Origin of the sequence: Brevibacillus sp. SYP-B805, assembly GCF_011059135.1 — a bacterium.
GTDB lineage: Bacteria > Bacillota > Bacilli > Brevibacillales > Brevibacillaceae > Brevibacillus_F.
Genome location: NZ_JAALGD010000008.1, coordinates 21,808 through 48,215 on the forward strand (window position 1 = coordinate 21,808; position 26,408 = coordinate 48,215).

The window sequence follows — 26,408 nt, forward strand, 5'->3', positions numbered from 1 at the left end:
GAGAAAAATGGGAGGAGGGATTGGAAGTGGCAAATGTGCAAAGTGAATGGGCCGTTCAAAGCAAAGCCCGCCGTCCGATCGGATTTCAGGGAAAAACGCTCAAACAAATGAGGGAAGAAATCGACCGGCTGAGCCGTGAAACCGGTCATTACGCCGGGTTGTACGAACTGCCCTTCAAGGAATCGGACCCGATCCGGTACGAAAAAATATTTGCGAAACTGCGTGGCGGCGTGGTTCATGCCCGCGAGACGGCGAAGCGGGTGGCCGCTTCCCCCATCGTCGAGCAGGAAGGGGAACTGTGTTTTACCCTGTACACGCCGGAAGCGGATTCCATTGTGACCTCCACGGGCATCATCATCCACGTGGGAACGATGGGGGCCGCGATCAAGTACATGATCAGAAACGATTACGAAGAGAATCCGGGAATTGAACCGGGCGATATCTTCTGCAACAACGACTGCCAGATCGGCAACGTCCACCCGTGCGACGTGCACACGATTGTGCCGATATTCTGGGGGGATGAACTGGTCGGCTGGGTAGGCGGCGTCACCCACGTGATCGATGTCGGAGCCACCGCTCCCGGCAGCATGACGGTCGGTCCCGTGACGCGCTACGATGACGGCTATCAGGTGGCCTGCCGCAAAATCGGCAAAAACGACACGCTGCTGCGGGATTGGCTGATTGAAAGCCAGCGTTCCGTCCGCACCACCAAGTACTGGCTGCTGGATGAACGGACCCGCGTCGCCGGCTGCCACATGATCCGCGACCTGGTGCTGCAGATCATCGAAGAGGAAGGCATTGACACGTATAAACAGTTTATCCGGGAAGTGATCGAAGATGGCCGCCGGGGGTTCATCAACCAGGTGAAATCGATGACCATTCCCGGCACATACCGGGGCGTTTCGTTCGTTGACGTTCCCTATAAAAATCTCGACGTGCCGCCCTATGCCCGGGTCAACACCATCATGCACGCCCCGTCCGAGATGACGATTCACAAGGATGGCAAATTGGAGATCGACTTTGAAGGGGTCAACCGCTGGGGCTGGCACAGCTATAACGCGACGCCGGTCTCGATTACCAGCGGGATCTGGGTGATGCTTTCCCAAACCTTGATCCCGAACGACCGGGTGAACGACGGCGCCTATTACGCGAGCCGGTTTGGACTGCCCTACGGTTCCTGGCTGAATCCTGACGATATCCGCACCGCTCACAGCTACGCCTGGCATTTCCTCGTATCCGCATGGAGCCCGCTGTGGCGGTCGCTCAGCCGAACCTATTTTGCCCGCGGCTATCTGGAAGAGGTGAACGCGGGGAATGCGAACACCAGCAACTGGCTGCAGGGCGGCGGGTACAACCAGTTTCATGAAAACCACGCGGTCAACAGTTTCGAATCGGCTGCCGAAGGTGTCGGGGCAAGCGCTGTCAAGGACGGCATCGATCATGCTGCGGCCGTATGGAATCCCGAAGGCGACATGGGGGATATGGAGATCTGGGAGCTGGCCGAACCGCTCTTGTACCTCGGACGGACGATCAAGCCGAATACTGGCGGATACGGAAAATACCGGGGAGGCAACGGGTATGAAACGTTGCGGATGGTTTGGGGTGCCAAAGACTGGACCATGTTCTTCATGGGCAATGGCTACATGACCAGCGACTGCGGCCTGATGGGAGGATATCCCGCCGCATCCGGGTATCGGTTCGAAGCCCATGGGACCAACATCAAGGAACTGATCGACAAGAAACTGCCGCTGCCGTTGGGGGGCGATCCGGACCCCGGCAACCCGCAGTATGAAAAGCTGATCAAAGCGAGAGAGATTAAGCGCGACAAACAGGCGATCACAACGGAAGAGATTTTTGAAAATTACGACTTGTATCTGAATTACCTGCGCGGAGGCCCCGGCTTTGGCGACCCGCTCGAGCGGAATCCGAAAGCGATCGAAACGGATCTCAACGAAGGCCACCTGCTGCCCGCTTATGCGGAAAAAGTATATGGCGCCGTCATCGCTCAGGACCAAAAAGGCCGCTGGGTGGTGGATGAGGCGAAGACGGAACAGCGCCGGGCCGAAATCAGACAAGAGCGGATCAAGCGGGGCAAACCCACGCGCGAATGGATGAAGCAGGAGAGGGAGAAGATTTTGAACAAACAGGCGGCCATTCAGGTTCGTCACATGTACGCCAGCAGTTTCGCCTTGAGCGAGAAATTTACCAACCATTTCAAACAATTCTGGGACCTGCCGGAAGAGTGGATCATCAAGGAAAGCGAATTGGGCATCCCGGTATTCGGGGCCCGCAATCAACTCCAATAACGGCTTGACAGGCAAGGAGGTCGAACCATGCCCAAGTACGACAAAAAAACGATTGAGGAACTGATCGACGGCACCATCGATTTTTTCAAACTGAAGGAGATGCTCTCCAGTTTTAAAGATCCCGAGCGGTTTGACACCTATCTCGGCATCCTGCAGGAACGGGTGGCGTGGAAGGAGCGGATTCTCCTCCCGGCCGGCCTGCACCTGTACATCGTGCTGAAAGAAAATGGCGACCGCATCGTGAAGTGCGATTGCGGACACGAATTCTGCGACTATCGGGACAACTGGAAGCTGCATGCCCTGATTTACGTCCGTGATACGGAAGAGAAACTGGAGGAACTGTATCCCAAACTGCTGGCTCCGGACCCGCAGTGGCAGGTGATTCGGGAATACTACTGCCCGTCATGCGGTGTGCAGCTGGAGGTGGAAAACGTAACGCCCTGGTACCCGGTGATCAAGGAATTCGAGCCCGATATCGACGCGTTTTATCTAGAATGGCTCGGCCGTCCCGTGCCGCAGCCGAAGGTGGGATAGCGCCAAACAGGCAAAAAGCGATGATCTTGTCGAAGGTCATCGCTTTTTGCGTGAAACGATTACAACATGTTGTATTTTTTTAACTTTCTGTACAGAGTCGTGCGGGCGATGTTGCAGCGCCTCGCGATTTCCGACAGGTTTCCGTTCGTCTCCCGGTATAGTTGGTTAAGCAGCTTTTTCTCTTCCTGTTCCAGCGGAGAGGTGGACGGGTTTCCCACGCTCGTCATCAACAAATAGCCGGGCAAATCCGACATGTGGATGCGTTCCCTGTCGGTAAACAGAACCGCATGCTCGATCGCGTTCTCCAGCTCCCGGATATTTCCCGGCCACGGGTATGCGCGAAGGAACGACAGCACGTCATCCTCTGCGGCGATCACCCGCTTGCCATGCTTTTTGGCGAATTTTTGAATCAAGTGGTCGCAGAGCAGCAGCACATCGTCGCCGCGTTCCCGCAGGGGAGGAAGCGCCAGCTGCACCACATTCAGCCGGTAGTACAGATCGGAGCGGAATTTTCCTTCCTTGACGAGCTGTTCCAGGTTTTGGTTGGTGGCGGCGATAATGCGCACATTGACAGGAATCGCTTTGGACGATCCGAGGCGGACGATCTCTTTCTCCTGCAAAACGCGCAGCAGAAACACCTGCAAATCAAGCGGCATTTCCCCGATTTCATCGAGAAAGAGGGTCCCGGTATCCGCTTCTTCAAATTTTCCCGTTTTGCCTTTCGGACTGCCGCCGGTAAAGGTGCCGGTCTCGTATCCAAATAATTCGCTGGCGATCAGCTCTTTCGGAACGGCTCCGCAGTTAATCGCGAGAAATGGCGCCCGATGACGCGGACTGGCAAGGTGGATCGCGCGGGCGAACCGTTCTTTGCCGGTGCCGCTTTCTCCCGTGATTAAAACCGGAACATCGGTGGGGGCGACGATTTGACTCTTCAACACGACGCTGTGCAGCGCCTTGGATTGGCCGATGATGTCCGCCCAATGATTTGCAGGAAGCGGAGTGGAGGGACGAAATTGCGGCGATTTGTGGAAATGCAGGAGGAAGCCGACCCTCTTGCTCCCCTTGAAAACGCTCTCAATTGAAACGGTCAACTGCCGTTCCGGCAGAAAAACTTCCGCTTGCGGGTCGTTGAGGCTGAACAGGGTAGACTTCAGGGGAGACAGCTCGGAGCGTGCCCAAAACGCCCGCTTGTCTTCCAATTGCAACAGAGACAAGGCGTTAGGTGTCGCGGCAACCGCTTGTAAAGCTTCGTCCAGCATGAGAATGGGGGCATGGTTGCGTTTGTCCGTAGCCTGCAGGAAACAGGCCTGCAAATAATGGCGCGTTTCCATGGCAGCTTCACGAAACCGCTGTTCGATCGTTTTGGCCGTCATCACCGCCGTTCCCAGGGAATGGGGTTGGGCAAGATCGCAGGGACCGGTTAAGTCAATCACCCCTAACAATTGGCCGGTGAGCGGATCTTCAATCGGGGCGGCCGAACAGATCCAGGGATGGGCGCCTTCGCAAAAATGCTCATAGGAAAAAATCTGGATCGGCTGTTTGGCTGCGATACACGTCCCGATCGCATTGGTGCCGGCCGTCTCTTCGCTCCAGTCAGAGCCGGGCACAAAATTCATCAGCTCCGCTTTCTGCAAAATCTTCTGTTCGCCTTGCACGTGAATGATTCTGCCTTTGTTGTCGCACAGGGTGATGATGTAGTGGGTATCTTCGATTTGACGGGCCAAATCTTGCAGGATGGGCAGGGAAACCTGGGAGAGTTGGGATTGATTGACCCATTCAACCAATTGTTCGTCTGTGAGTACGATGGGGGATTGCTTTTGGAGAGGGTTGACGCCTTTCGTTTGACAGCGCTTCCATGACTGGTATACCTGCATCCTCATGCTTTGCGGTTCGCGCTTTTCGAAAACAAAGAGGTTCCAATTCTCCTCCAGCTTCTCCATTTCTTCACGAATGTTGCTGATTGAGTGAATAGCTATATAAGGATTGGCCATAACTATCCCCCCAAAAGCAATCTAAAATAAAAAAATGGTCTTCATTATACAGAATATTATAACAAAATTCAAACAATTTCAACATCTTTGTTTTCAAATGCGCATCGTTCAGTTCCGCAGCTTCCAATCGTGCACAAACCGGCTCAGCCTCTCGATTCCCGTCTCTATCTCTTCCTCTCGAATATTTCCGTAGCCAAGCAGGATTTGATGGGAATGGCTCCCTTTTACAAGAGAATATTCTTCGACGCAATGAATTTTGACTCCGTACGCAATGGACCGCTGCCAATCTACGTCAAACGGACCCTGTGGAAATTCTACAAGAACATGCATCCCCGCTTCATCGCCCCGAATGACAGCGCGATCGCCAAAATGCCGTTTCACAGCTTCGATCAACACGTTGCGCCGATTGCGGTAGATGGTTTTCATTTTATGGATGTGGCGATCCAACCGTCCGTCCCGGATAAACCGGGCAAGGGCGATTTGCGGGATGGAGGGGGAGCGGATATTCAGTTCCTCTTTTACACTCGCAAATCGACTAACCAAGCGGCGGGGAAGGACCAGGAAGCCGATGCGCAGTCCGGGAGCAAGCGTCTTGCTGAATGTCCCAACATAGATAACCCTATCGGGATTGAGGGTATAAAGAGGGGGGATGGGTACGCCTTTCAAGCGAAAATCGCCGTCATAATCGTCTTCAATGATATAGGAATCGGCCTTCTCGGCGAGCCTGACCGCATGCTGCCGCCGTTGGATCGACAAAATGCTGCCGCTTGGAAAGTGATGAGAGGGGGTAAGCAGCATCAAGTGGCCATCCTGAAAATGTGCGATTTCGTGCAGTTTCATTCCCGACTCGTCAACTTCCACCGGTGTGATCCGATACTCCGTCTGCCTGAATATATGTTGTGTAATTTCAATCGTTGGATTCTCCAGGTAAATGGATGAATAATCAGGCCGCAGCGCCTTGGCGATCAATGCAAGCCCTTCCGAGGAGCCGGACACGATCATGATCTGTCCCGCCGAGCAGCGCATTCCCCTCGTTCGATGCAGATACACCGAGATTTCCGATCGCAGTTCTTCTTCTCCGCGTATATCTCCGTAATCATAAAGAACGCCAGGCGAATCTTCCGCCGCGTTTTTCAGATACTTGGCCCACACTTTGCGGGGAAAGCTCCGCAAATCAGGCGTCCCTGTCAAGAAATGAATTATTCCTTCCTGGTCGGGCGGATCGGACCGATGCTGTTGTCCGGCCATGTCCGCCGGCTCCGCTTCACCGTGCATGTCGGAAGCCATTGCAATGATCCCTTCGGCAACAAAAGTGCCGGAACCGGTACGGCCGATTAAATACCCCTCCGCGATCAATTGCTCATAAGCGTCGATCGCAACGTTACGCGCAATGCCGAATTCCTGTGCCAGCTTCCTTGTGGAAGGAAGGCGCGTTCCCTTAACCAGCTCGCCTTTCTCGATTTTCTGCCGGATTTGGCTGCAAAGTTGGGCCGTTACCGATATCTCCGACGATCGATCAAGATAAATACCGAACATGGCAGCCTCCCAATCAAATGGCTCCTCAAATTTTATGAAGATTGGCTCTAAAAAGAACCAATTTTTCTCATTATAATGGGTTCAATTCCAATGAGGAAGGGGAGGAAGGATCAGATGCAAAAGAAAAGGCTAGGAAAATCGGAAATCGAAGTGAGTCCGCTCGGATTCGGCTGCTGGGCGATTGGCGGGCCGTTTTGGCTGGACGGGTTGCCAGACGGTTGGGGAGAGGTAGATGACAACGAATCGATCCGTGCGATCCAACGGGCTTTGGAACTGGGCATCAATTTCTTCGACACGGCGGATGTATACGGCACCGGGCACAGCGAAGAGGTGATCGGGCGAGCCTTGAAGGGACGCCGGCATGAAGCGGTCATTGCGACCAAATTCGGGTTCACCTATGACGCGGCGAGCCGCAACGTGTACACGAAGGTGGATCTGTCTCCGGATTATATCCGTACGGCTTGCGAAGCTTCTCTCAAGCGGCTCGCGACCGATTATATCGACTTGTACCAGATTCACCCCGGGGACATTCCGTGGGAGCAGCTCGACTCTGTGATCGAGTCGCTGGAAGAATTGAAACAGAAAGGGTGGATTCGCGCTTACGGATGGAGCACAAGCAATACGGAGGGAGCTGAAGCTTTCGCCAAGCGATCTTCCGCCGTTTCCATCCAGCATGGTTTAAACGTGCTGATCGATGATTCAGCTATGATCGATTTGTGCGAACGATACCAGCTAAGCAGCATAAACAACGCCCCTCTCGCCATGGGACTGTTGAGCGGCAAATTCAACAAGGCGACTCAGATCTCATCCGATGACGTTCGGGGCAGCAGCCACAAATGGGTTATTTATTTCAAGGACGGCAAGCCGAAAGCGGAATATTTGGATGCCCTCGATGCGGTGCGGGACATATTGACTTCCGAGAATCGCAGTCTAGTGCAGGGCGCCCTTGCCTGGATTTGGGGCAGAAGCGGAATGACGATTCCGATCCCTGGATTAAAAACCGTCAAACAGGTGGAGGAAGCGGCGAAGGCGATGGAATTCGGGCCGCTCGCCCCGGAGCAGATGCAGGAAATCGACGTGATTCTGAGAAGAGGCTCTGTTGCCGGATAGATGCCGGTTCGGGGTGACGGTAATAGCGGACGAGGTTTCGGGATATATAGAATGCAGCCATTGAAAAGGAGCCATAATTCGGCTCCTTTTCAGTGATTTTGGGGTTGTTATCCCTGGGTACCCGGTCGAATGTTCGCCAAGTAGTCTGAGAGCTGATCGAATGTTCCATTGAATCCCTGCTTCAGAGATTCAACCATTCCCTTATACGTACTGCGTTCTTCCTCAGATGCGTTGATGGGGGCGCCGCGAAGGGTTAGAGTCGTTTTTCCTTCATTTTCAGTGAAAGTCAGGATATTCAGGACTTCCAATGGGAACGTTGGGCTAAACGGAGCACGGATCTTGTTGCCTTCCGGATCGGAGAACGAATTGACAAATACAATCTTCTCCGGCGCCTCGATTTCCCGATACTCAAACTTGCCCCACATCTCGAGGCCTTCAGGCGAACGCATGCTGTAATGGAACACTCCGCCCGGACGAAAATCAAGATGGGCAGTTCCCCACTCGAACCCTTTCGGTCCCCACCAGTTCTTGAGATGATCAACTTCCGACCAGACCTTGAAGACGAGCTCGCGCGGCGCGTTGAACTCCCGCGTGTACTCAAATGCGTAATTTTCCTGTGTATCCATGCTGTTTGGAACGTTGGTTTCAGCCATGTCCATCCTCCAATCATAAGCGTTTTATTGAATCAAAGCAGGCCCCAGAAGATGGCAGGCCGGCCGAGACTCCGTTTGGCAGGACTATTTCTTTCCAGCATTATGATGATCCTGTTTTTGCAATTGATGCAAATATCCCTCCAGATTATCCAATTTTTCCTCCCAGATGCGGCGAAACGTTTCCAGCCAATCGTCCAGTTCCTGAAGCGGTTGGGTGCGCAGTTTATAAATTCGCTTGTTCGCCACCGGCTGCACTTCGACAAGGCCGGCATCACTGAGAACGCGGAGATGCTTGGAAGTTTGCGGCTGGCCCAGCTGAAGCCGATCTGCGATCTCTCCGACTGACAGGGGACCGTCTCGCAAAAGTTCAACGATATCTAACCGATTTGGTTCGGCAAGAGCGCTGAAAGTCGTTACATTCATTGGTCGATCTACTCCCGTGTTTTTCATGCTTACAATATACCGTAATCGGAATATATCTGTCAAGGAATATATGGATGATTTAAAATTACCACAGGAGGGTGGGTGGTCTACACGCCTCATCCCGTAGATTGGTACCGTGGGGAGAAGAAGCTTTCAGCCGGGCAAAAAAAATAAGCCGGTGTTTTGAGCACCGGCTGTTCCACACCACATGTCACTGGTGTCGTGTCTACAAACGTAGAAGATATTACGCATTTGCGAAGTCGGGACGAGGGGGTTGATCTTGGCGCCTTTTTGCGGAAGAGGAGTGATCTGGGGTAAAGGCTTTTAATGCTGCTGCTTCGACTCTTTTGGACTGATCTGCCCGATGGGCTGGATATGCCGGAGTCTCACCAAGATGAGCGCGGCGACGCTGCACATGATGACACCGCTTGCCATGGCGACCGCATGCATGCCATCGATAAAGGCCTCGTACGCAAATTCCAACAACTTGGCGCTCAAGTTGCCAGGCAATTTTTCCGCCACGGCGATGACACCGGCCAAACTATCTTGTGTTGTCAGCACGGCCAACTTCGGCATGTCGGGCGGAATGGATGCGGCGATGTGGTTATGGTAAACGAATGTACCGAGACTGCCCAGAGCGGCGATGCCGAGGGCGAAGGCGAATTCTCCGCTGGTCTGCAGCAGGGCCGCTGCCGCTCCCGCTTTCTCCGGCGGGGCCGAACCAACTACGAGATCGCCGGAAAGACTCACCAGCGGGGATGCTCCCATGTTGAACAAGATATAGCCGATGACCAGCGAAGCGAGCCCTGTTTTTGTATCGACTTCCGACAGCAAGAAACATCCCGTTGCCGAGACAGCCAGACCGCATCCGATCAGCAGCGCCGGACGAATGCGGCGCGCGATGAGCGGCGAGAGCAGCATGCCCGACATGGATGCGATCACAGACGGCAGCATCCATAATGCGGCTTGGATCGGCGACATCCCTTGGACGAGCTGAAGGTGCTGCGCAACATAGAGCATGACGGCTCCTGTCAGGGTGATGCCAAACATACCGCCCAGTGCGGCGCTGAACGCCGGGTTGTTGAACAGACGCAAGTCGATCAGCGGATCGTGCAATCGGCGCTGCCTGCGCACAAAGATCAAGCCCAAGGCGACACCGGCCGTTACGGAGCAGAGCGGCACCGGTTGCGGTCCATCAACAGCAATCTTCTTGAGCCCGTAAATAAAGGACAGGATGGCAGCCAGTGACAGGACGATGCTTGCCGCGTCCAACGTGCCGGCTTCGGGCATTTTGTATTCCGGAAGCAAAGCAGGCGCGGTAATCAACAGCAGCACCATGACCGGTACGCCGAGCAAGAAGATCGAACCCCACCAATAATGCGCCAGCATCGCCCCGCCTACAACGGGCCCCAGCGCCATGCCGCCCATCGAGCATGCCATCCAGATACCGAAGGCCAGAGAGCGTTCCTTGTGGTCATGAAACATGTAGCTGATCAAGGCTAAGGTGGAAGGCGCCACTGTCGCTCCGGCGATACCGAGCACGGCGCGGGCAGCGATCAGCATTTCGGGACTTGGGGAGAATGCGGCTGCGACCGAAGCCAGGCAAAACCCGGCTCCTCCCAGCATCAACAGCATGCGGCGACCGATGCGATCGCCCAATGTTCCCATCGTGATGAGGAACCCGGAAAGCGTAAAACCGTAGATGTCCATGATCCACAACTGCTCTACGCCGTTTGCGCCAAGATCGGCCCCGATATGTGGCAAGGCGAGGATCATGACGGACACATCAATCGAGATGAGCAGTGCCGGCAAAGCCAATACGGCAAGACCGATCCATGTGCGTATCCCGGCCTTCCGGTTCACCAAATTCTCAGCCTGCTTCATAGGCGGCTGATCACATCGCCGAGCTTGTCCAACAGCTCCTTCGTTCCATGCTCGCGCTGTTCGGGGGTGTCATGGCCGTCCAGGAATACGCCTTGTTCGGTAAAAATCAGCTTCGTTCCACCGTCTTCCTGCTTGAATTCCACCGTCGTCACGGAAACGGAGATGCGGGTATCGTACATATCCATGGTGTAGGTGTAAACGATGCGGGAATTCGGCACAATGTCCTGATAGCAGGCATCGAAGGTGTAAAGAGGGCCACCTGGGGGGCCTCCCCGATTGATCTCGCGCCCGCCGATCCGAAACTCGAATGTTTCCGCTTTGGGGAACCACATGGACTTGGTTTCAGGATTGGCCCAAGCGGAAAAGACTTGATCCGGCGATGCCTTGTAAAATTTTTCGATCACAAAGGTGGCGTGCTTTGCAGACGGTTCCTTCATTTGAACAAGACCTCCTTGCTCAGGTTTTCGGCAATTTCTTGTCGAGATAGGCGCCAAGCTGGTCAAGATAAGCATTCCAACTTGATTTTCGCTCGTCGAAATATTTCTCGTGATTCATCCGCATCACTTGCATCAACCTGGTGAAGTGTTCAACGGTCAATGGTTTGTTTTCCTGCATGAGGTTTACGGTATGTTCCAGTTCAAGCAAAAGCTTCTGCTGGTTCCTGATGTTCTCACGCAGCCGTTCCACTTGCATGGAGACGATATCGTACAGGCTGATTGTGCTCCCGGTCAAGATGGATTTGATCTGCTCGAGGGACAACCCCAACTCTTTCAATGACAAGATTTGTTGCAGGCGTGTGAGATCCTGGTCGGTGTATAATCGATACCCGGCTTCTGTTCGACCGGAAGGCGAAAACAATCCAATCTGGTCGTAATAACGCAACGTGCGTATCGTCAAACCGGTTATCTTCGCCAGATCTCCCACTTTCCACTCATGTGGCATAATCATCTCCTTCCTTTGTCGCCAGCTTTCTACCGGTATTTCCACTATAAACCATTACGTCACGTCACGCTCAAGCTTTTTTTACAATAACATAACAAAAATATCCAGCAGACAAGGATGCGGTGCCCTTTGACAACGAACAGCAAACCCAACCGCTTAGCCAAGGAAAAGTCATCGTACCTATTACAGCACGCCTATAATCCGGTGGACTGGTTCCCTTGGTCGGAGGAGGCGTTCGAAAAAGCAAAGCGTGAAGACAAACCCATCTTCCTAAGCATCGGCTATTCCACTTGCCATTGATGGCAGATAGTAATTAGAACAATTTGACATTGTTCTATATTTTGTATTTACTTTGTGTATACAATTCATTTTATAGGGGGCACAGAATGTTACAGGTTCAAAAATGGGGGAACAGTCTGGGCATTCGAATCCCAAAGGCCATAGCTTTAAAAGTTGGTCTGGAAGAGGGCACCGAAATTGATCTGGATATTGAAGATGGTAACCTTGTTATCAAGCCAAAATCAAAATCGTTAGATGAGCTGTTATCTCAGATAACTCCCGAAAACCTTCATGATGTGGTTTCTACTGGTAAACCGAAAGGCCGTGAGTCATGGTAGGACGTTATATTCCAGAGCGTGGCGATCTGATATGGCTGCAGTTTACAACGCAATCGGGACATGAACAGGCCGGCAAGAGACCTGCGTTAGTTATAACTCCCGCATCATACAATGGGAAAGTTGGGTTATCATTACTCTGTCCGGTAACCTCCAAGATTAAAGGTTATCCGTTCGAGGTAATCATCCCACAGAATTTACCAATCGAAGGAGCAATTCTTTCCGATCAAGTGAAGAGCCTCGATTGGCAGTCCCGACAAGCCTCCTTTATCAGCAAGGTACCAGAGGAGACCATTGCCGAGGTTGTTTTCAAAAATTCAAATTTTAATCTTATGATAACAAGGTTCATAAATGTTGTATTAAAATACGGTTATTATGATCAATCACTTATGGAACAAGCTCCCAATTGATTTGAGTAATCTCTTAGGCATCCCTGGTTAAGATATTACCAAATCGGAACCGCTTGGGGAGAGCCGTATGACAATGCCGTAATGGAGAGCTTCTACAAATCGTTAAAACGTGAACTGATGCCGGAAACAAGGAGATCAAGGACCCCGCACATGATACTAACAACTCATGTCTTATAGGCGTGGGTTTTTCTTTTGGTCGCAGGATATGCTAAGCTTGAAATAACAAAAATATCCAATGAAACTAGGAGGCTATGCCCCTTGACAACAAAGCATAAACCCAACCGTTTAGCTAATGAAAAATCCCCCTACCTTCTGCAGCACGCTTACAACCCCGTAGACTGGTTCCCTTGGTCTGACGAGGCGTTTGAAAAAGCGAAGCGCGAAAACAAGCCGATTTTTCTATCTATAGGCTACTCCACCTGCCACTGGTGCCACGTCATGGAGCACGAATCATTCGAGGACGAAGAGGTTGCCGCGCTGTTGAACGAACATTTCATTTCCATCAAGGTTGATAGAGAAGAGCGTCCGGACGTGGACCATATCTACATGACTGTCTGCCAGGCGATGACCGGACACGGGGGCTGGCCGCTGACCGTGGTGATGACCCCCGAGAAAAAGCCGTTTTTTGCCGGGACGTATTTCCCCAAGGAGACCAAATGGGGGCGCACCGGGCTGATGGATATCCTGCGCACCCTCTCCGCCATCTGGACGCAGGATCGGGCCCGGATCGAGAATCGGGTGGACCACATCCATCGTACCTTGGCCCCGCACATGTCCCGGACGGACAAGGGAACGATTCATCCGGAAATGTTGACGCAGGCTTATCAGCACTATGTGCGCCTGTTTGATCCGGAATACGGCGGGTTTGGTGACGCCCCCAAGTTCCCCACGCCGCACAATCTGCTCTTCCTCCTGCGCCATTGGCATCTGACCGGAGAGCAGCATGCGCTCGCGATGGTGGAAAAAACGCTGGATTCCATGCATCGGGGAGGAATTTACGACCATATCGGCTACGGTTTCGCCCGTTATTCCGTCGACCGTGAATGGCTCGTCCCGCACTTTGAAAAAATGCTGTACGACAACGCCCTCCTTGCCTATACCTACCTGGAAGCCTTCCAGGCGACAGGGAACAGCCGCTACGCAGCGGTGGCACGCGAGATTTTCACCTACGTCCTGCGGGATATGACCGATCCGGAAGGGGGCTTCTATTCCGCGGAAGATGCCGATTCGGAGGGTGAAGAAGGCAAGTTTTATGTCTGGACCCCGGAAGAAATCCGGGAGGTGCTGGGGGAAGAAGTTGGCGAGCTCTTCTGCCAGGCCTATGATATAACCCCCCAGGGCAATTTTGAAGGACACAGCATCCCCAATCTGATCAATACTCCGCTGGAACGCTTTGCGGCCCGTATCGGGAAAGAGCCGGAGCAAGTCCGTGCTCTCCTGCAGGGAGCCAGGGAAAAGCTCTTCCACCATCGGGAAAAACGGATTCACCCCGGCAAAGATGACAAAATCCTGACCGCCTGGAACGGTTTGATGATCGCCGCTCTCGCCAAAGGCGGGAGGGTGCTTGGAGAGCCTGCCTATACAGAGGCAGCGCGTCGTGCCGTTCAGTTTGTCATGAACAAGCTGCGAAATCCGGACGGAAGGCTCCTGGCCCGCTACCGAGACGGGGAGGCGGCCTACCTTGGCTACGTGGACGATTATGCGTTTCTGATCTGGGGGCTGACGGAACTGTATGACACGACATACGAGGAGCCGTATCTCCGGCAGGCGCTGGAGCTGAATGACGATCTCCTGCGTCTCTTCTGGGATGAGCAGGACGGCGGGCTGTTCTTCTACGGCAGCGACGGGGAACGATTGATCGCTCGTCCCAAAGAGATCTATGACGGGGCGACGCCGTCCGGCAACGGCGTATCCGCTTATAATTTCCTGCGGCTGTACCAGTTGACCGGGCGCACGGATCTGCGGGAGAAAGCAGAGCAACTGCTGGAGGCGTTCGCCGGCGGCATCCGGCATTATCCGCCCGGGTACAGCTTTTCCCTGCAGGCTATCCAGCTTGCCTCCTCCCCGGTGCGTCAGGTCGTCGTGGCCGGGCCGCGTGACGATGAGCGCACCCAAGCGTTCCTGGCCCAGGTCACGAACGGGTACCAGCCGTTCACCTTTGTCCTGCTGCACGAGCCTGACAGTCCATTGCCGGAAGTGTCGGACATCGCCAGGGATAAAGGGATGCGGGAAGGAATGCCAACGGTCTATGTTTGTGAAAATTTTGCCTGCCAAGCGCCCGTGACCGATCTGGAGGGGCTGGCGGAGATGCTTCGGTAGGGAAGACATCTGCCGACCGAAGCGATCCAGCGGCGGGGAGACCAACAGGTAGGTGCTCAGCATCCATGACAGAACGGACGGCTGTTCAAAGCCGTCCGTTCCGCTTCCTAGATGAAAAACATCGCCGCGATGGTGGTGACGATCAGGCCGATAGCGACGGGGTACAGGTTCCGGCGGGCCAGTTCAAACGGGTCGACCCCGCAGATGGCCGCTGCCGGAATCAGCGCCCAGGGGATAAGCGTTCCGCCTCCTACCCAGATCGCCGCGAGTTGGCCAAGAGCGGTCAGCGTGGCGATGCCGGTGCCCAGGCTGGCGGCAAACAGTTGGGCCACCGAACCCGCCAGCGTGATGCCCGAAAAGCCGGAACCGTCCAGGCCGGTGATGACGCCGACGACGGTTAGGGTGACGGCGGCAATCTCCTTGTTCAGCGGCAGGGTATGGGCCAACGCCACGCCCAGGTCGTTAACAATCCCCTGCGAGCCATGGGGCAAAACGTCCCCGAACACCTTGACGAATCCGCTGTCCCCCATGTAGAAAAAGGCGGCGATCGGGATGACGGGTCCGAACACCTTGAAGCCGAACTGGAACCCTTTGATCAAATATTGGGTCACTTGTTCAGGCCCGTTTCGCTTGTGGGCGAACAGGGCGACGACCAGCAGGATGAGCAGGGCCGTACCGCCAACCAGGGCGGTAGCGTCTCCGCCTTTTAAATCAAAAAGAAACATCGCGACCACATCCAGGAGGAACAGGAGCGGAACCAACAGCGCGAGCGCATTCCGTACGCTAGTGGGGAGCTCGATTGTCCTGCCGGCTGGCGCTGCCTCATGGGCAGCCGCCACCTCCTGCGAGACGATCAGCGTGCCATTCGCCAGGTCCCGCCGGAGCATCCAGAAGGCCGTCACGGTGGTGACTGCCCCCATGATGATCACCAGCGGCACGCTGGCCGAAATCACGTCGCCCACCGGAATACCGGCGGCTTTGGCTGTCAGTGTGGGAGCCCCCTGGATGATGTAGTCACCCGACAAGGCGATGCCATGGCCGAACAGGTTCATGGCCATTGCCACGCCAAGGGCGGGCAGGCCGACACGGACCGCCACAGGCAGCATGACGGCACCGATCAAGGCCACGGCGGGTGAGGGCCAGAAAAACCAGGAGATGATCATCATGACCAGTCCAATGACCCAGAATGCCAGCGCGGGATTGCGGATCAGTGCCGTCATCGGCCGGATCGCCGTCTCGTTGACACCCGTTTCGGTCAGTACATGGCTCATGGCGACAATGATGCAGATCACCAGAATGGTGGGCAGCAGTTCTGTAATCGCATAGATGAAGCTTCCAAATATCCCCCCGACCGACGCCGTGATGGAGCCGGTGGCGGTGAGGCCGAGCAGCGCAATGCCGATGATGCAGAGCAGACTGGTGTCACGTCTGAGCACCATCATGAGAATGATGAGCAGCACAAACAGGACATACACCCCATGCAGTATCACGAGCGGAGCATCCATGCCGTCCCCTCCTCAGAACGCAATGTAAGGTAGACTCCCCCTTTGCAAGCAGCGTATGCGGGGGGATAGGCATGGGTGAACGCGGAGCCCCGGGATGGCCCGCCCAACCCAGGGCGCGTATACTGGCAATTTGGTGCGTAATATGTCACCATAGGGAATGGATGAAGTATGAGAGGAGGAGAGCGGCGCATCCCCTGATCAGGCCGCCTGGACACGATGAAGCTACAGACGACTCCATTGCAGCGGAAGATGGAACAAGCGATCCATTTGCTTGAAAGCAGGTTTCTGGAACGAGGCGAACTGATTCGACTGCTGCTGCTCGGGATCATGAGCGGCGAAAACGCCCTTCTCATCGGCCCACCCGGCACGGCCAAGTCTCAGATGGCCCGCGCAATCGCCCAGCTGTTCGGCTCCGAGCATTGGTTTGAGTATCTGTTGACGCGCTTCACCACGCCGGACGAGATCTTTGGTCCCGTTTCGCTGCAGCAGTTAAAACAGGATCAATATGTTCGAAAGACAGCGGGCTACCTGCCGTCCGCGCAGTTCGCCTTTCTTGACGAGATTTTCAAGGCCAACAGCGCCATTCTGAACGCGCTGCTGTCGATCTTGAATGAGCGCCTCTATTTTAACGGCCGGGAAAAGGAACATGTCCCGCTTCACTTTCTCATCGCCGCCTCCAATGAGCTGCCGGATGAGAACGAGCAGCTGGCTGCTTTGTACGACCGTTTCCTCATCCGCTACGAAGTGACCTATTTGCAGCATGCGTCCAGCTACGAAGCGATGTTCAACCTGCCGAAAGAGCCGCTGCCGGTGGTCTTTTCCCTTTATGACAGCAAGGATGTTCAGGCCGCCGCCAGCAGTGTGGAGCTGCCGGAGGGGCTCGTCTATTTTCTTTATCGCCTGAAGCAGGACATGGAAGAAAAAGAAATGGTGCTGTCCGACCGGCGGCTCAGCAAGATCGCCCATGTCTGGAAAACCTCGGCCGCTCTGCACGGGCGTGATCGCGTGTCGATCTGGGACACCATCTTTACCCCCCACATGCTGTGGGACGTCCCGGAGGACCTGCCAGTCCTGCGGGAGATGTTTGAGGCCCGTTTCATGGAAGCGCTGAAGGAAGAGATCGACAGCGAACTGCCGCTGCGCCGCTACAACCGGATTGCGAACCGCTGGCTGGAGAAGGAGGCGGAGCTGCACGCCTTCCAGTTCAAAAAAGAGATCGGCGCCAAAATGGGCAAGGAGGCAGCCGAGACGTACCGGTCCATGCTGGAGGAATGCCGCCAGGAGCTGGAAGAGACGGCCCGCGAGCTGCGCGGCAGACTGCTGCAATGGCTGGAAAAGGAAAAAGATCTGGCGTCGTACATCCGGGAGAAAAATTACCTGATCGACAATGTGGACAAATATGCGGTGAAATATGCCCACCTGCGGATGGAAGGCGAACGGATCCTGCAGGTGCTGCAGGGGCTGTACCGGACGATCTTTGACAGGGAAATCCCCGGATGCGAATACGACTATACCCTGTAACGATGGGGAGGAGCACGCGTGATCATACGTTGCAACCGGGTTGATCGCTACTTGTTTGACGCGTATTATCATTCGTCCCGCGTCGCGCAGGAATGGGTGCGGGAAGCGAAAGCGAGAGCCCCCTGGTTTGACCGGGAGCTGTTGGCCGATTTCTTCCTCTGCTTCTATCTGCCGCAGCCGGAGGTGGATCAGACGAAGGAGGCCACCCCGTTTCATCGGTGGATGGTCCAAACCCTGCGCCGCCAGTACTTTTACCGAACCATTCACCCCCGGACGGTAGGGCGGGAGACCGCCGCGTTCAAGACGGCGATCAAAGCACTGATGTGGCTCACGCGGACGTATGCAGAGGAGGTAGAGAAGCGGGAGAAGGAGCAGCAGCCCCTCTTCCAGGGATTTCAGCCGAAGCAGGGCCGGCAGGGAGAAGAGCAGGCCAACCTGGTCGAACGCTTGACGGAAAAGCAGATCGAACGGTTGAAATTAATGGGGTATACCCTGCAGCAGGGGAAGCGGCTGGTTGAGGAGAAGCAGGAAGCCGCCGACACCCGCCCCCTGGTCGAAACGGAAATCCAGGCCCTGCGCCGCCGGATCGAAGAGATGCGGGAAGAAATGAAGGTAAATTTTCAAAAGCGCGGCAAGCTGCTGCAAAAGATCAAGAAGACGGAAGAGGAGCTGGCCCAGCGCGAAAAACAGCATGAGCGCCTGCTGCGGCAGGAAAAGGAAGCGATCGCGGCGATCGAGCAGGAATTGGGCCAATGGCTGGAACGTTCACTGCAGGAAACCCTGTCCGGCGAAGAGGAGGAAAGCGCCTTTCTGCACGAACTGCTCCTGGCCAGCCAGCGCTTTGCCAACCGGCGCTGGGGAAGCGAACTGGGAAAATTGCGCCGCCAAACCCTGGAGCATTATTTGAAATGGGTGGAAAAGCTGAAGCGCCATCCCGACCTGCTGGCCTTTCTGGAAGAAGTCGGCCGTAATGTGCAGCATTTCCGGTTGAAGCGCAAAGAGATCCGCTCCCAGCAGATACCGGAGGAATACTATGACCTGCGCCAGTCGGGGGACATCTCCCATCTGCTGCCGAGCGAGGCCGTCCTGCTGGCCGATCCGGACTGGGAGAACTATTTTCTGCTTAAGTGGGTGGAAGAGAAGCTGCTTACCTACGACACCGTCGGCTGGATCGAACAGCCGCCGAAAGGGCCGGTCGTCTGCATGCTGGACACGTCCCACTCGATGCGCGGCAGCAAGCTGCGGCTGGCCCAATTGTTTGTCATGACCTTTGCCGCATTGAGCCTGTTGGAAAAGCGGGATGTCTGGCTGCTGTTGTTTGGCGCGCGGGGTGAGCTGAAAGAGCAGCAGCTATATTGGCGCAGACCGGACTGGCCCGCTTTTTACGCGCTGGCGCAGATGGCGTTCGGGGGAGGTACCCACTTCGATGCCCCCCTCAGGCGCGCCATTCAGATCTCGGACGATTATCCCGCCTTTCGCGGAGCGGATTTTGTCATGGTGACGGACGGGGTAGGGGGGATATCGCTCCCTGTACAGACGCTGCTGGCCGATTTGGCCCGGCGGAAACAGGTGCGCCTGCATACCCTGATTATCGGGTCAGCCCGGCAGCACCTGGTGCAGAAATACGATATCCTGGGCGTCTCCCACACGGTCCGTTTCGCCGCCACCTGGGAGGCAAAAGATGAACCGAATACCGCCTTGCTGCTGGATGTGTTTCAATAGCAAAAGCCTGAGCAAACGAAAAATGCTCAGGCTTTTATCTTGCAGTTCCTGCGCATCCGCTCGGCGAATATCGGTCATGGGCCGGCAGCTGCCCCGGCGCTGCCGGCAGCATCTTCAACCAACCCGCGACAAGAGCGAACGGCCAAATTCCAGTTCTTGAAATTTGGCGGTCACGCGCTTCACATCATACTCCCACTCCGCCTCTTCCAGGGAAATGTCGACCGGCACGTCGCAGAAGATCGTGGCCAGCTTTCGGCTTAAAAATACCAGTTCCCGGTTTTCCTCCAATTTTGTCCGCAATTTGGGCGTACACTTGTCCAGATTGGTATAAAGACCATCGAGGCTGCCATGCTCGATCACCAGCTTCAACGCCGTCTTTTCCCCGATCCCGGGACAGCCGGGAATACAATCGGAAGCGTCACCCTGCAGGGCTTTGACATCCACCACCTGCTCCGGAGTAATGCCCCGCATAGCTAGCAGGCTCTCCGGGGAATAATGTTCATGCTTGCCGCCATTCTTCAGGATCTTGACATGGACAAGATCGCGGACAAGCTGCAAGCTGTCATAATCACCGGTGGCAATGACAACCTGATGCCCTTGCTCGGCGTATCGTTTGCTCAGGGTACCGAGAATATCGTCACCCTCATACCCGTGATGGCCGACATTCGGCACGGAAAAGGCGTCCGTGATCTCCTTCACCAGGTCAAACTGCGGGATCAGCTCGGCGGGCGGGTCGTTCCTGTTTGCCTTGTAGCCGTTGTACCACTGGCTGCGGACAAGCGTTTCCCGTTCGGCCACGTCCCATCCAACGATCAGGTGGGTCGGACGAACCATCTCCGCGTAATCGAGCATCATCTTCGTAAAGCCGTACACCGCATTCGTATAGACGCCGGTGGACGTTTGGCGGATGCCGCCCGCCCAGGCGGAGGCATAATAGGCACGAAACAGAAAGCTCATGCCATCGATCAGCAAAATTTTGTGGCAGTCATTCACCGCAAGCGACTCCTTTGCACATGTTCTTCCTGTCCATTATAGCACATCCGTCCATGCTTACAGATTTTACATCGTGTCCGATCGTATGGTTTGGCCGTCCAGAGGGATGATAGTAACACAAGGCGAACCCCCATCGTCTCCGCGGTCTCACTGGAGAGAAGCCATCTGGCTGACGGTTCGATTCCGTCCCGGGAGAAAAAATCAAACGGTTAAGGAGGCATCACACATGGCTAACCAAGGTGGAAGCAGAAACAATCTGTTGGTACCTCAAGCAAACCAAGCTCTCGACCAATTGAAGTATGAGATTGCCGCAGAGTTTGGTGTAAATCTCGGTGCAGACACCACCTCCCGTCAAAACGGTTCTGTCGGTGGCGAAATCACCAAGCGCCTTGTGAGCTTCGCTGAACAACAACTGTCCGGCCGCTAAGTCGAACCGTCCACCTCTAGGGTAAGTGAAGAAAATTTCATAGCATGGATGGAACGAAGGGTCCCGATTGGGGCCCTTTTGCTTGCACATGCGCCCTTTCTTGGCGAAGCAGTACAAACACACAAGCGCATTCGCGGACTAGTCATATGGTAAAGTGTGATAGCACAAGAAGGAGGTGGAATGTATGTCATGCAGCAACGATTTCATCCTCGTGCTGGTGTTATTTATCCTCCTTGTCATCGTCGGTGCGACTTCATGTGATTGATGAAGAGGAATGAAGGGGGGAAGAGCGCATGAAGAAGAGGGAATTAAGAAAACTGCTGAAACAGAATCCGGAGTTTGAAGCTTGGCTGCAAAAGGATCCAGCCAGGCTCTCTGAGTTGAAAGCCAATCCAGCCTCCGCTCAGGAATTATTCAGACGGTGGAGCATCAGCAGACGCATGTTTGATTTCGATTCCATCACCGAAAAAACCAAGCGTGCCAAAGATGTGCTCACCAATTTCCAATCCATCCTGGAAGTAATGTCCGAATATGCGAAAAAGGAAGAACTGTTTTAAGGGCTCGCTCACAGGCGGACCCTCTTTTTTTGAGGGAGCCTTCCCGGGAACGTACGACGCCCAGTCCCGCTCTCCCGCACCGTGTCGGGTTTTTCCCTTTTTGCGGGCAAACCATGGGAAAATTTGTTATACTGATCCAGAGGGGGGAAGGTCAAATGTGGTTATCGGCAAAAGTAGCGTCACTTTTGATCGGGTTCAGCATGATGCTCGGCGTCAGCTCCATTGGACTAGCTGTCGCGCCGGTTGAAACGGCAAGCACGATGTGGAAACAGCAGGTGGACTTGCGCGTTCAGCCTGCCCGTACCTACCCGGGCGATGTCCTGTTCGTCCGGAGCAAAAACGCCCGTGCCGTCACCCTGTTTCAAAAAACATACAATCTGATTCCGTCATCCGGGGAATATGTTCGGTTTATCCCCGTTCCGATCGACACGAAACCGGCTGTCTATCCCCTCCAGACCGCCGACGGGAAAGCCCGAACGCAGGTCACGGTCCAGCCGAAAACATTTGCGGTCGATGCCATCACCGTCAGCCAGCAGATGAACAGCATGCGGCAAAACACAGCCCGCATCAATGCCGACCAGCAAAAGATCTATCGAGCCCGATCCACATCCGCGCCGGTGCCGTATTTTGAAGGAGCGTTTGTCATGCCGGTGCAGGGAAGGCTGACCACCCCGTACGGTTATCAGCGCGTGGTGAACGGCAAACCGGAAAGCAGACATCTGGCCATCGACATCGCCAACAAAGAGGGGACCCCCGTGGTCGCCAGCAACAACGGGAAAGTCGTGCTGGCCGAACCCCTTTATTTGACCGGCAATACCATCATGATCGATCACGGGCTGAACCTGTTTTCCTCTTACGCCCACCTGTCCAAACTGGAGGTAAAACCCGGCCAGCTCGTAAAAAAAGGGCAGGTGATCGGCCGCGTCGGCACCACCGGTTTTTCCACCGGTCCGCACCTGCATTATGCGATGCTTATCGGCAACACCTTCATCAATCCCAATCCGTTCTTCTCCGCATCGCCGTATCAGTGGAAGTAGGGGAGAAAAACGTTCTTGCATCGGAGGTTTGTCAACATGAATCCACATGTACCCAAAAAAGTGCTGAACCAGCTGGTTCATTTCCTGGCTCCCTATGAGCAGGCCGTGGACGAGCTGAAACTGAAGCTGAAAGGGATCAAGTACGGTTTTCAAAAAAGCGGCCGTTATTCGCCGATTGAATTCGTCGTCGGCCGCGTCAAGAAAATGGACAGCCTGCTGAAAAAAGCAAGGGAAAAAGGCATTGATTTTCACCAGGATACCTGGCAGGAGGCCGTAAGCCGTGAAATAGCGGATATCGCCGGACTCCGTGTCGTCTGCCGCTACATCGACGACGTGCGGGAAGTAAAGGAATTGCTGATGGAGCGGGAAGATATTGTCGTGCACGATATCAAGGATTACATTGCCAATCCGAAAGAATCTGGCTATCGCAGCATCCACATGATCGGTTCCTATACCGTTTATCACGGCAATCAAAAGAAAACGCTCCTCTGCGAAATTCAGATCCGTACCCTGGGCATGAATTTCTGGGCGACCAACGAGCATGAGCTGCGCTACAAATACGACGGCAACATACCCGAAAATGTGCTGCGCCAGCTGAGGGAAGCCTCCCAGATCACCCATCAGCTGGACGAGCTGATGAACAGCCTGCGGCAGGAGATCCTGACGCCGGCACCGGTTGATACCACCCTGGAGGAAAAACTGGAAGAGATCTTCTCCCTGTACGTGAAACAGGATCTGGAGTCCGCCGCCGCATTGTATCGTGAGTATGTCAGCGGATTTGAGCAGGCTTTTCAGGATAATCCCCAGTTCAAGATGATTTATGATTTGCTGGGCAAACGATTTGGCGGATAGCGCGGGGTTGCCTGTCCACCTTTCTTGCGGTAAAGTGGAAGGGTGTCATCAGCCTGAATCGAAAGAAAGGATTTACATACAATGCGACATCTTCTGTTATGCATGACGTTCGTTGCAAGCCTGCTGCTGGCGCCGTTTTCCCAAGCCGCATCGGCCCAGTCAACCGATTCATTGACCGCCGCCATGCTGAACGGGAAATCGGCCATCCTGATCGACGCCGCTACCGGCACGGTCCTGTTTGAAAAGAATGCACACGCACCCATGTACCCGGCCAGCATCACCAAGATCGCGACCGGCATCTACGCCATTGAGAACGGGAATCCCGATGATATCGTGACGGTCTCGAAAAACGCACGCTATGTGGAAGGAACACGGGTGTACCTGGGAGAAGGGGAACAGGTCACGCTGCGCAAGCTGGAATATGGGCTGCTGATGCATTCGGGCAATGATGCGGCCATCGCGATCGCGGAACATATGGCCGGCAGCGTGGAAGCGTTTGCTGAGCGGCTGAACGATTTCCTGCAGGAAAAGGTGGGCGTTACGGAGACCCATTTTACCAATCCACACGGGCTGCACGATCCCGATCATTACACCACGGCAGCCGATATGGCCAAGATTGCCCAGTATGCCATGAAAAATCCCACCTTCCGCGCCATCGCCGGCACGGTCAGACTGCCTTGGGACGGCCGGGAGTGGAAATCGGAATTGATCAACCACAATAAGCTGCTGCGCGATTATGAGGGCGCCACCGGCATCAAGAACGGTTTTACCGATCAGGCCGGCCATACCCTGGTGGGTTCGGCCAAACGCGGGGAGACGGAACTGATCGCGGTCACCATGAAAACCGATTCCAGCAATGCCTCCTATAAAGATGTGACCACCATGCTGGATTACGGGTTTGCCCATTTCGAGACAAAGCTCGTTGCCAAAAAAGGGGAGGTGCGGGCGGCTTCGAAACCGTTTATCGTCCCGGAAGACGCGTACATCACCGTTCCATTGGGAACCACCGTTCAGGAACAAGTGACGGAGCAAGGGGAGCTGGTTGTCACAGCGGGAGACCATCAGTACCGGTTTCCGCTGGAGCCGAAGGAGATTCATCCGCCGCCCGCTCCCGCCAAACCGGACGTCAAGCAGCCGGAGCAGGCAGGCTCCGCATTTCTGCGGTATGCCGTTTGGGCTTTCCTGCTGCTGATCGCACTGTTTGTGCTGTACGCGGCCGCCCGAACCAAAAAAAGACGAAAAGCGTTGAAAATCAACCGTTACCACAGAGAAAGAGATTGGGGACTCTGACAGAAACAGGCGGGATGCTGCCTGTTTTTTTGTTTGCATGGAATGGCAGCCAGCAACAAAAACTGTAGAGGAAGCGTTTGTGATCGGAGGAATGGCTGATGATTGACATTGTCTGTACGCTCGGTCCGGCCAGCAGCAAGCCGGAGGTGATTCGCCAACTGCTGGAACAGGGGATGACGGTGGCCAGAGTCAACCTCTCCCACAGTGACCAGCGTACCCACAGAGATGTGATCCATACCGTTCGGGAGGTGGCCCGATCAATCGGCAAACATGTGTCCATCCTGGGTGATTTGCAAGGACCCAAGATCCGTTTGGGAGAAATGTTTGCGCAGCAGGTAGTAGGGGAGCAGCCGTTTGATCTGGCCGATATCCTGCAGCTTCTTTCAGGTAAGGTGCCGTCTGCACGGAATGGAAGGAACACGGTGCGTTAGCCCATGTTCCTCCCGAGGCGTTTCTTCACCCAAGCCATGCAGAACAGGAACACAGGGAAGGCCACGAACACCGCTATAAGTGAAATGGTTACGGTCGTCGATATCGCATGGGTTAATTCCTGCAGATTGGGCGCTACCCAAATGCTGAGCAGCATGAGAAGAAAGCCAAGTGGAAATACGAGCGGTCGATAATCGGACAGATCCAGCCATTGGGCGGTTCCAAGAACGGATACGTAAAAAAATAGGCAGATCTTCACAAACGCCCCCAGCACCCAAATCGCCATATACAGCGATTCCAAATGGGTGAAAAAATCGGCAAGACTGATGTACCTCGCGAGAATCAGAAAGGGATAGGTATAATTGCCGGTCATCTCCCCCAGGAGCAGAAGGGTAGCCAGATTGGAAATAACCAGCGTCAGGATCACCGCGAACAGGGAAATCATGGTGCTTTTCGCCGCTTTTTCGCGATCGGTGACAAAGGGGAGAAGAAACGATACGGTGAGAAATTCGCTAAACCAGGATTGCAGAACGCCAGCCCCCGCGATGGAGGGCAGAATCCCTCCTTCCATGATCGGGAGCATGTACAAAGGGTTCAGGTCAGGGATGATTGTCAGAATGATGAACAGGAAAAGAGCCACAAAAGCGGGGAGGAAGAGTTGGGCAAACCTCCCCACGATTTCCACGCCTCCACGTACGGCTAATGCACATACCAGCACCATGCTGCCTGTCACCACGATGAGCGGGGTCTGATGCAGGAATGCCCCGACCAGGAATTCGCCGTATTCCCGTATGACAATCCCGTTGAGATAGAGATAGAAGAAGGGCAGGATGAACCCGATCAATTTCCCGAGAACCCGGCCGACGATTTGTTCGCTTGCTTGGACGATATTCAGGCCCGGATACATGTGATGGAACCGAAACGCGATAAATATGGTAATCCAAGCGCTGATCGCCCAAATTGGCGAAATCCATAAATCCTGCTTCGCAAATTTGTACGTAATCGCCGGTGTGGTGAGAATCGCGGTAGGGACGATTCCCAAATACAGCATCATTGCCGATTGTGCGGCGGAAATTTTCCCTTTTTCGATCACCCTTCCCATGCCCCCCTTTCGGCGAATTATTTCTCAAGAAACGTCACCAGCGGTTTGAAAATGGCATTTATCCATTGTGTAGGACCCGGCATGTCTGGATAGCAAATGAGAAGGATGCTCAGCGCCCATGCCAAGATGGTTAGGGCGGCAAAAGCCGTTTTCTCTCTTCTCATTTGCCCCTTCATTTTCGGCCATTCATACATCGTCATGAAAACAAATAGCGCTGTGACCCCCATGATCGCCGCCCATTTCATAATTGC

At 54.6% G+C, this 26,408-nt stretch carries 26 protein-coding genes and 1 pseudogene; 16 read left to right on the top strand and 11 right to left on the bottom strand.

Going from position 1 to position 26,408, the window contains the following annotated elements:
* Positions 1–26 precede the first annotated feature (26 nt).
* Both G3578_RS11235 and G3578_RS11240 read left to right on the top strand, forming a co-directional pair.
* Positions 27–2,306, top strand: coding sequence for a hydantoinase B/oxoprolinase family protein (locus tag G3578_RS11235; RefSeq protein WP_165212679.1), 2,280 nt, complete (start codon positions 27–29; stop codon positions 2,304–2,306).
* 27 nt (positions 2,307–2,333) lie between these two features.
* Positions 2,334–2,840, top strand: coding sequence for an acetone carboxylase subunit gamma (locus G3578_RS11240; protein WP_165212681.1), 507 nt, complete (start codon positions 2,334–2,336; stop codon positions 2,838–2,840).
* Positions 2,841–2,899: 59 nt separating this feature from the next.
* Here the strand turns inward: G3578_RS11240 and G3578_RS11245 are convergent, their stop codons facing one another.
* The gene (locus G3578_RS11245) at positions 2,900–4,831 is read right to left on the bottom strand and encodes a sigma-54-dependent Fis family transcriptional regulator (RefSeq protein ID WP_165212683.1); all 1,932 of its coding nucleotides are present in this window, start codon (positions 4,829–4,831) and stop codon (positions 2,900–2,902) included.
* A 108-nt stretch (positions 4,832–4,939) separates the two neighbouring features.
* On the bottom strand, positions 4,940–6,367 hold the full coding sequence (gene pdxR, locus G3578_RS11250) for a MocR-like pyridoxine biosynthesis transcription factor PdxR (protein WP_165212685.1): 1,428 nt from the start codon (positions 6,365–6,367) through the stop codon (positions 4,940–4,942).
* A gap of 114 nt (positions 6,368–6,481) precedes the next feature.
* Between pdxR and G3578_RS11255 the strand changes: the two genes are divergently transcribed.
* Positions 6,482–7,477, top strand: a complete 996-nt coding sequence (locus G3578_RS11255) for an aldo/keto reductase (protein WP_206529636.1) — start codon at positions 6,482–6,484, stop codon at positions 7,475–7,477.
* 107 nt (positions 7,478–7,584) lie between these two features.
* On the opposite strand, the gene G3578_RS11260 is transcribed toward G3578_RS11255, so the two are convergent.
* The 5 genes from G3578_RS11260 to G3578_RS11285 form a co-directional block, all read right to left on the bottom strand.
* Complete coding sequence (locus G3578_RS11260) at positions 7,585–8,130, bottom strand: SRPBCC family protein (RefSeq protein WP_165212689.1); 546 nt, start codon at positions 8,128–8,130, stop codon at positions 7,585–7,587.
* Between the two features lie 84 nt (positions 8,131–8,214).
* On the bottom strand, positions 8,215–8,553 hold the full coding sequence (locus tag G3578_RS11265) for an ArsR/SmtB family transcription factor (RefSeq protein ID WP_165212691.1): 339 nt from the start codon (positions 8,551–8,553) through the stop codon (positions 8,215–8,217).
* Between the two features lie 324 nt (positions 8,554–8,877).
* The gene (locus tag G3578_RS11275) at positions 8,878–10,416 is read right to left on the bottom strand and encodes an MFS transporter (RefSeq protein ID WP_346774001.1); all 1,539 of its coding nucleotides are present in this window, start codon (positions 10,414–10,416) and stop codon (positions 8,878–8,880) included.
* A gap of 17 nt (positions 10,417–10,433) precedes the next feature.
* Entirely contained in the window at positions 10,434–10,874 is a 441-nt protein-coding gene (locus G3578_RS11280) for an SRPBCC family protein (RefSeq protein ID WP_165212697.1), read from the bottom strand.
* A 19-nt stretch (positions 10,875–10,893) separates the two neighbouring features.
* The gene (locus G3578_RS11285; protein WP_165212699.1) at positions 10,894–11,379 is read right to left on the bottom strand and encodes a MerR family transcriptional regulator; all 486 of its coding nucleotides are present in this window, start codon (positions 11,377–11,379) and stop codon (positions 10,894–10,896) included.
* A gap of 129 nt (positions 11,380–11,508) precedes the next feature.
* On the opposite strand from G3578_RS11285, the pseudogene G3578_RS11290 reads away from it, so the two are divergent.
* From G3578_RS11290 to G3578_RS11305, 4 genes and pseudogenes are all read left to right on the top strand, one after another.
* Positions 11,509–11,676 (top strand): annotated as a pseudogene (locus G3578_RS11290) (DUF255 domain-containing protein); the annotation flags it as partial.
* Between the two features lie 89 nt (positions 11,677–11,765).
* Positions 11,766–11,996: an AbrB/MazE/SpoVT family DNA-binding domain-containing protein gene (locus tag G3578_RS11295; RefSeq protein ID WP_165212703.1), complete on the top strand. Its 231-nt coding sequence runs from the start codon at positions 11,766–11,768 to the stop codon at positions 11,994–11,996.
* On the top strand, positions 11,990–12,403 hold the full coding sequence (mazF, locus tag G3578_RS11300; protein ID WP_165212705.1) for an endoribonuclease MazF: 414 nt from the start codon (positions 11,990–11,992) through the stop codon (positions 12,401–12,403). Before G3578_RS11295 ends, mazF begins: the two co-directional genes overlap by 7 nt.
* A 258-nt stretch (positions 12,404–12,661) precedes the next feature.
* Positions 12,662–14,722 (top strand): thioredoxin domain-containing protein, encoded by a 2,061-nt coding sequence (locus G3578_RS11305; RefSeq protein ID WP_165212707.1) that lies wholly within the window; start codon positions 12,662–12,664, stop codon positions 14,720–14,722.
* A gap of 107 nt (positions 14,723–14,829) precedes the next feature.
* On the opposite strand, the gene G3578_RS11310 is transcribed toward G3578_RS11305, so the two are convergent.
* Entirely contained in the window at positions 14,830–16,227 is a 1,398-nt protein-coding gene (locus tag G3578_RS11310) for a hypothetical protein (protein ID WP_165212709.1), read from the bottom strand.
* A gap of 216 nt (positions 16,228–16,443) precedes the next feature.
* On the opposite strand from G3578_RS11310, the gene G3578_RS11315 reads away from it, so the two are divergent.
* Together G3578_RS11315 and G3578_RS11320 are read left to right on the top strand one after the other, a co-directional pair.
* Positions 16,444–17,748 carry an AAA family ATPase gene (locus G3578_RS11315; RefSeq protein WP_481752739.1) on the top strand — a complete coding sequence of 435 codons (1,305 nt, stop codon included), beginning with the start codon at positions 16,444–16,446 and terminating at the stop codon, positions 17,746–17,748.
* Positions 17,749–17,766: 18 nt separating this feature from the next.
* Positions 17,767–19,470 (top strand): hypothetical protein, encoded by a 1,704-nt coding sequence (locus G3578_RS11320; RefSeq protein WP_165212713.1) that lies wholly within the window; start codon positions 17,767–17,769, stop codon positions 19,468–19,470.
* A gap of 114 nt (positions 19,471–19,584) precedes the next feature.
* Here the strand turns inward: G3578_RS11320 and G3578_RS11325 are convergent, their stop codons facing one another.
* Positions 19,585–20,463: a 5'-3' exonuclease H3TH domain-containing protein gene (locus tag G3578_RS11325; RefSeq protein WP_165212715.1), complete on the bottom strand. Its 879-nt coding sequence runs from the start codon at positions 20,461–20,463 to the stop codon at positions 19,585–19,587.
* Positions 20,464–20,689: 226 nt separating this feature from the next.
* On the opposite strand from G3578_RS11325, the gene G3578_RS11330 reads away from it, so the two are divergent.
* The 7 genes from G3578_RS11330 to G3578_RS11360 all read left to right on the top strand — a co-directional run bounded on the left by G3578_RS11330 (position 20,690) and on the right by G3578_RS11360 (position 25,057).
* Entirely contained in the window at positions 20,690–20,890 is a 201-nt protein-coding gene (locus G3578_RS11330; protein WP_165212717.1) for an alpha/beta-type small acid-soluble spore protein, read from the top strand.
* A 184-nt stretch (positions 20,891–21,074) separates the two neighbouring features.
* Positions 21,075–21,155, top strand: coding sequence for a YjcZ family sporulation protein (locus tag G3578_RS11335; protein WP_165212946.1), 81 nt, complete (start codon positions 21,075–21,077; stop codon positions 21,153–21,155).
* A 28-nt stretch (positions 21,156–21,183) separates the two neighbouring features.
* Positions 21,184–21,447: a hypothetical protein gene (locus G3578_RS11340; protein WP_165212719.1), complete on the top strand. Its 264-nt coding sequence runs from the start codon at positions 21,184–21,186 to the stop codon at positions 21,445–21,447.
* 155 nt (positions 21,448–21,602) lie between these two features.
* Positions 21,603–22,484, top strand: a complete 882-nt coding sequence (locus tag G3578_RS11345; protein ID WP_206529637.1) for a M23 family metallopeptidase — start codon at positions 21,603–21,605, stop codon at positions 22,482–22,484.
* A 36-nt stretch (positions 22,485–22,520) separates the two neighbouring features.
* The gene (locus G3578_RS11350) at positions 22,521–23,336 is read left to right on the top strand and encodes a GTP pyrophosphokinase (RefSeq protein WP_165212721.1); all 816 of its coding nucleotides are present in this window, start codon (positions 22,521–22,523) and stop codon (positions 23,334–23,336) included.
* An 81-nt stretch (positions 23,337–23,417) separates the two neighbouring features.
* Complete coding sequence (locus G3578_RS11355; RefSeq protein WP_165212723.1) at positions 23,418–24,626, top strand: D-alanyl-D-alanine carboxypeptidase family protein; 1,209 nt, start codon at positions 23,418–23,420, stop codon at positions 24,624–24,626.
* A gap of 98 nt (positions 24,627–24,724) precedes the next feature.
* Positions 24,725–25,057, top strand: coding sequence for a pyruvate kinase (locus G3578_RS11360; RefSeq protein WP_165212725.1), 333 nt, complete (start codon positions 24,725–24,727; stop codon positions 25,055–25,057).
* Here the strand turns inward: G3578_RS11360 and G3578_RS11365 are convergent.
* Positions 25,054–26,157: a GerAB/ArcD/ProY family transporter gene (locus G3578_RS11365; RefSeq protein ID WP_206529638.1), complete on the bottom strand. Its 1,104-nt coding sequence runs from the start codon at positions 26,155–26,157 to the stop codon at positions 25,054–25,056. The two genes, G3578_RS11360 and G3578_RS11365, sit on opposite strands and share 4 nt — an antisense overlap.
* Before the next feature lie 17 nt (positions 26,158–26,174).
* Positions 26,175–26,402 (bottom strand): hypothetical protein, encoded by a 228-nt coding sequence (locus G3578_RS11370; RefSeq protein ID WP_165212727.1) that lies wholly within the window; start codon positions 26,400–26,402, stop codon positions 26,175–26,177.
* Positions 26,403–26,408 lie beyond the last annotated feature (6 nt).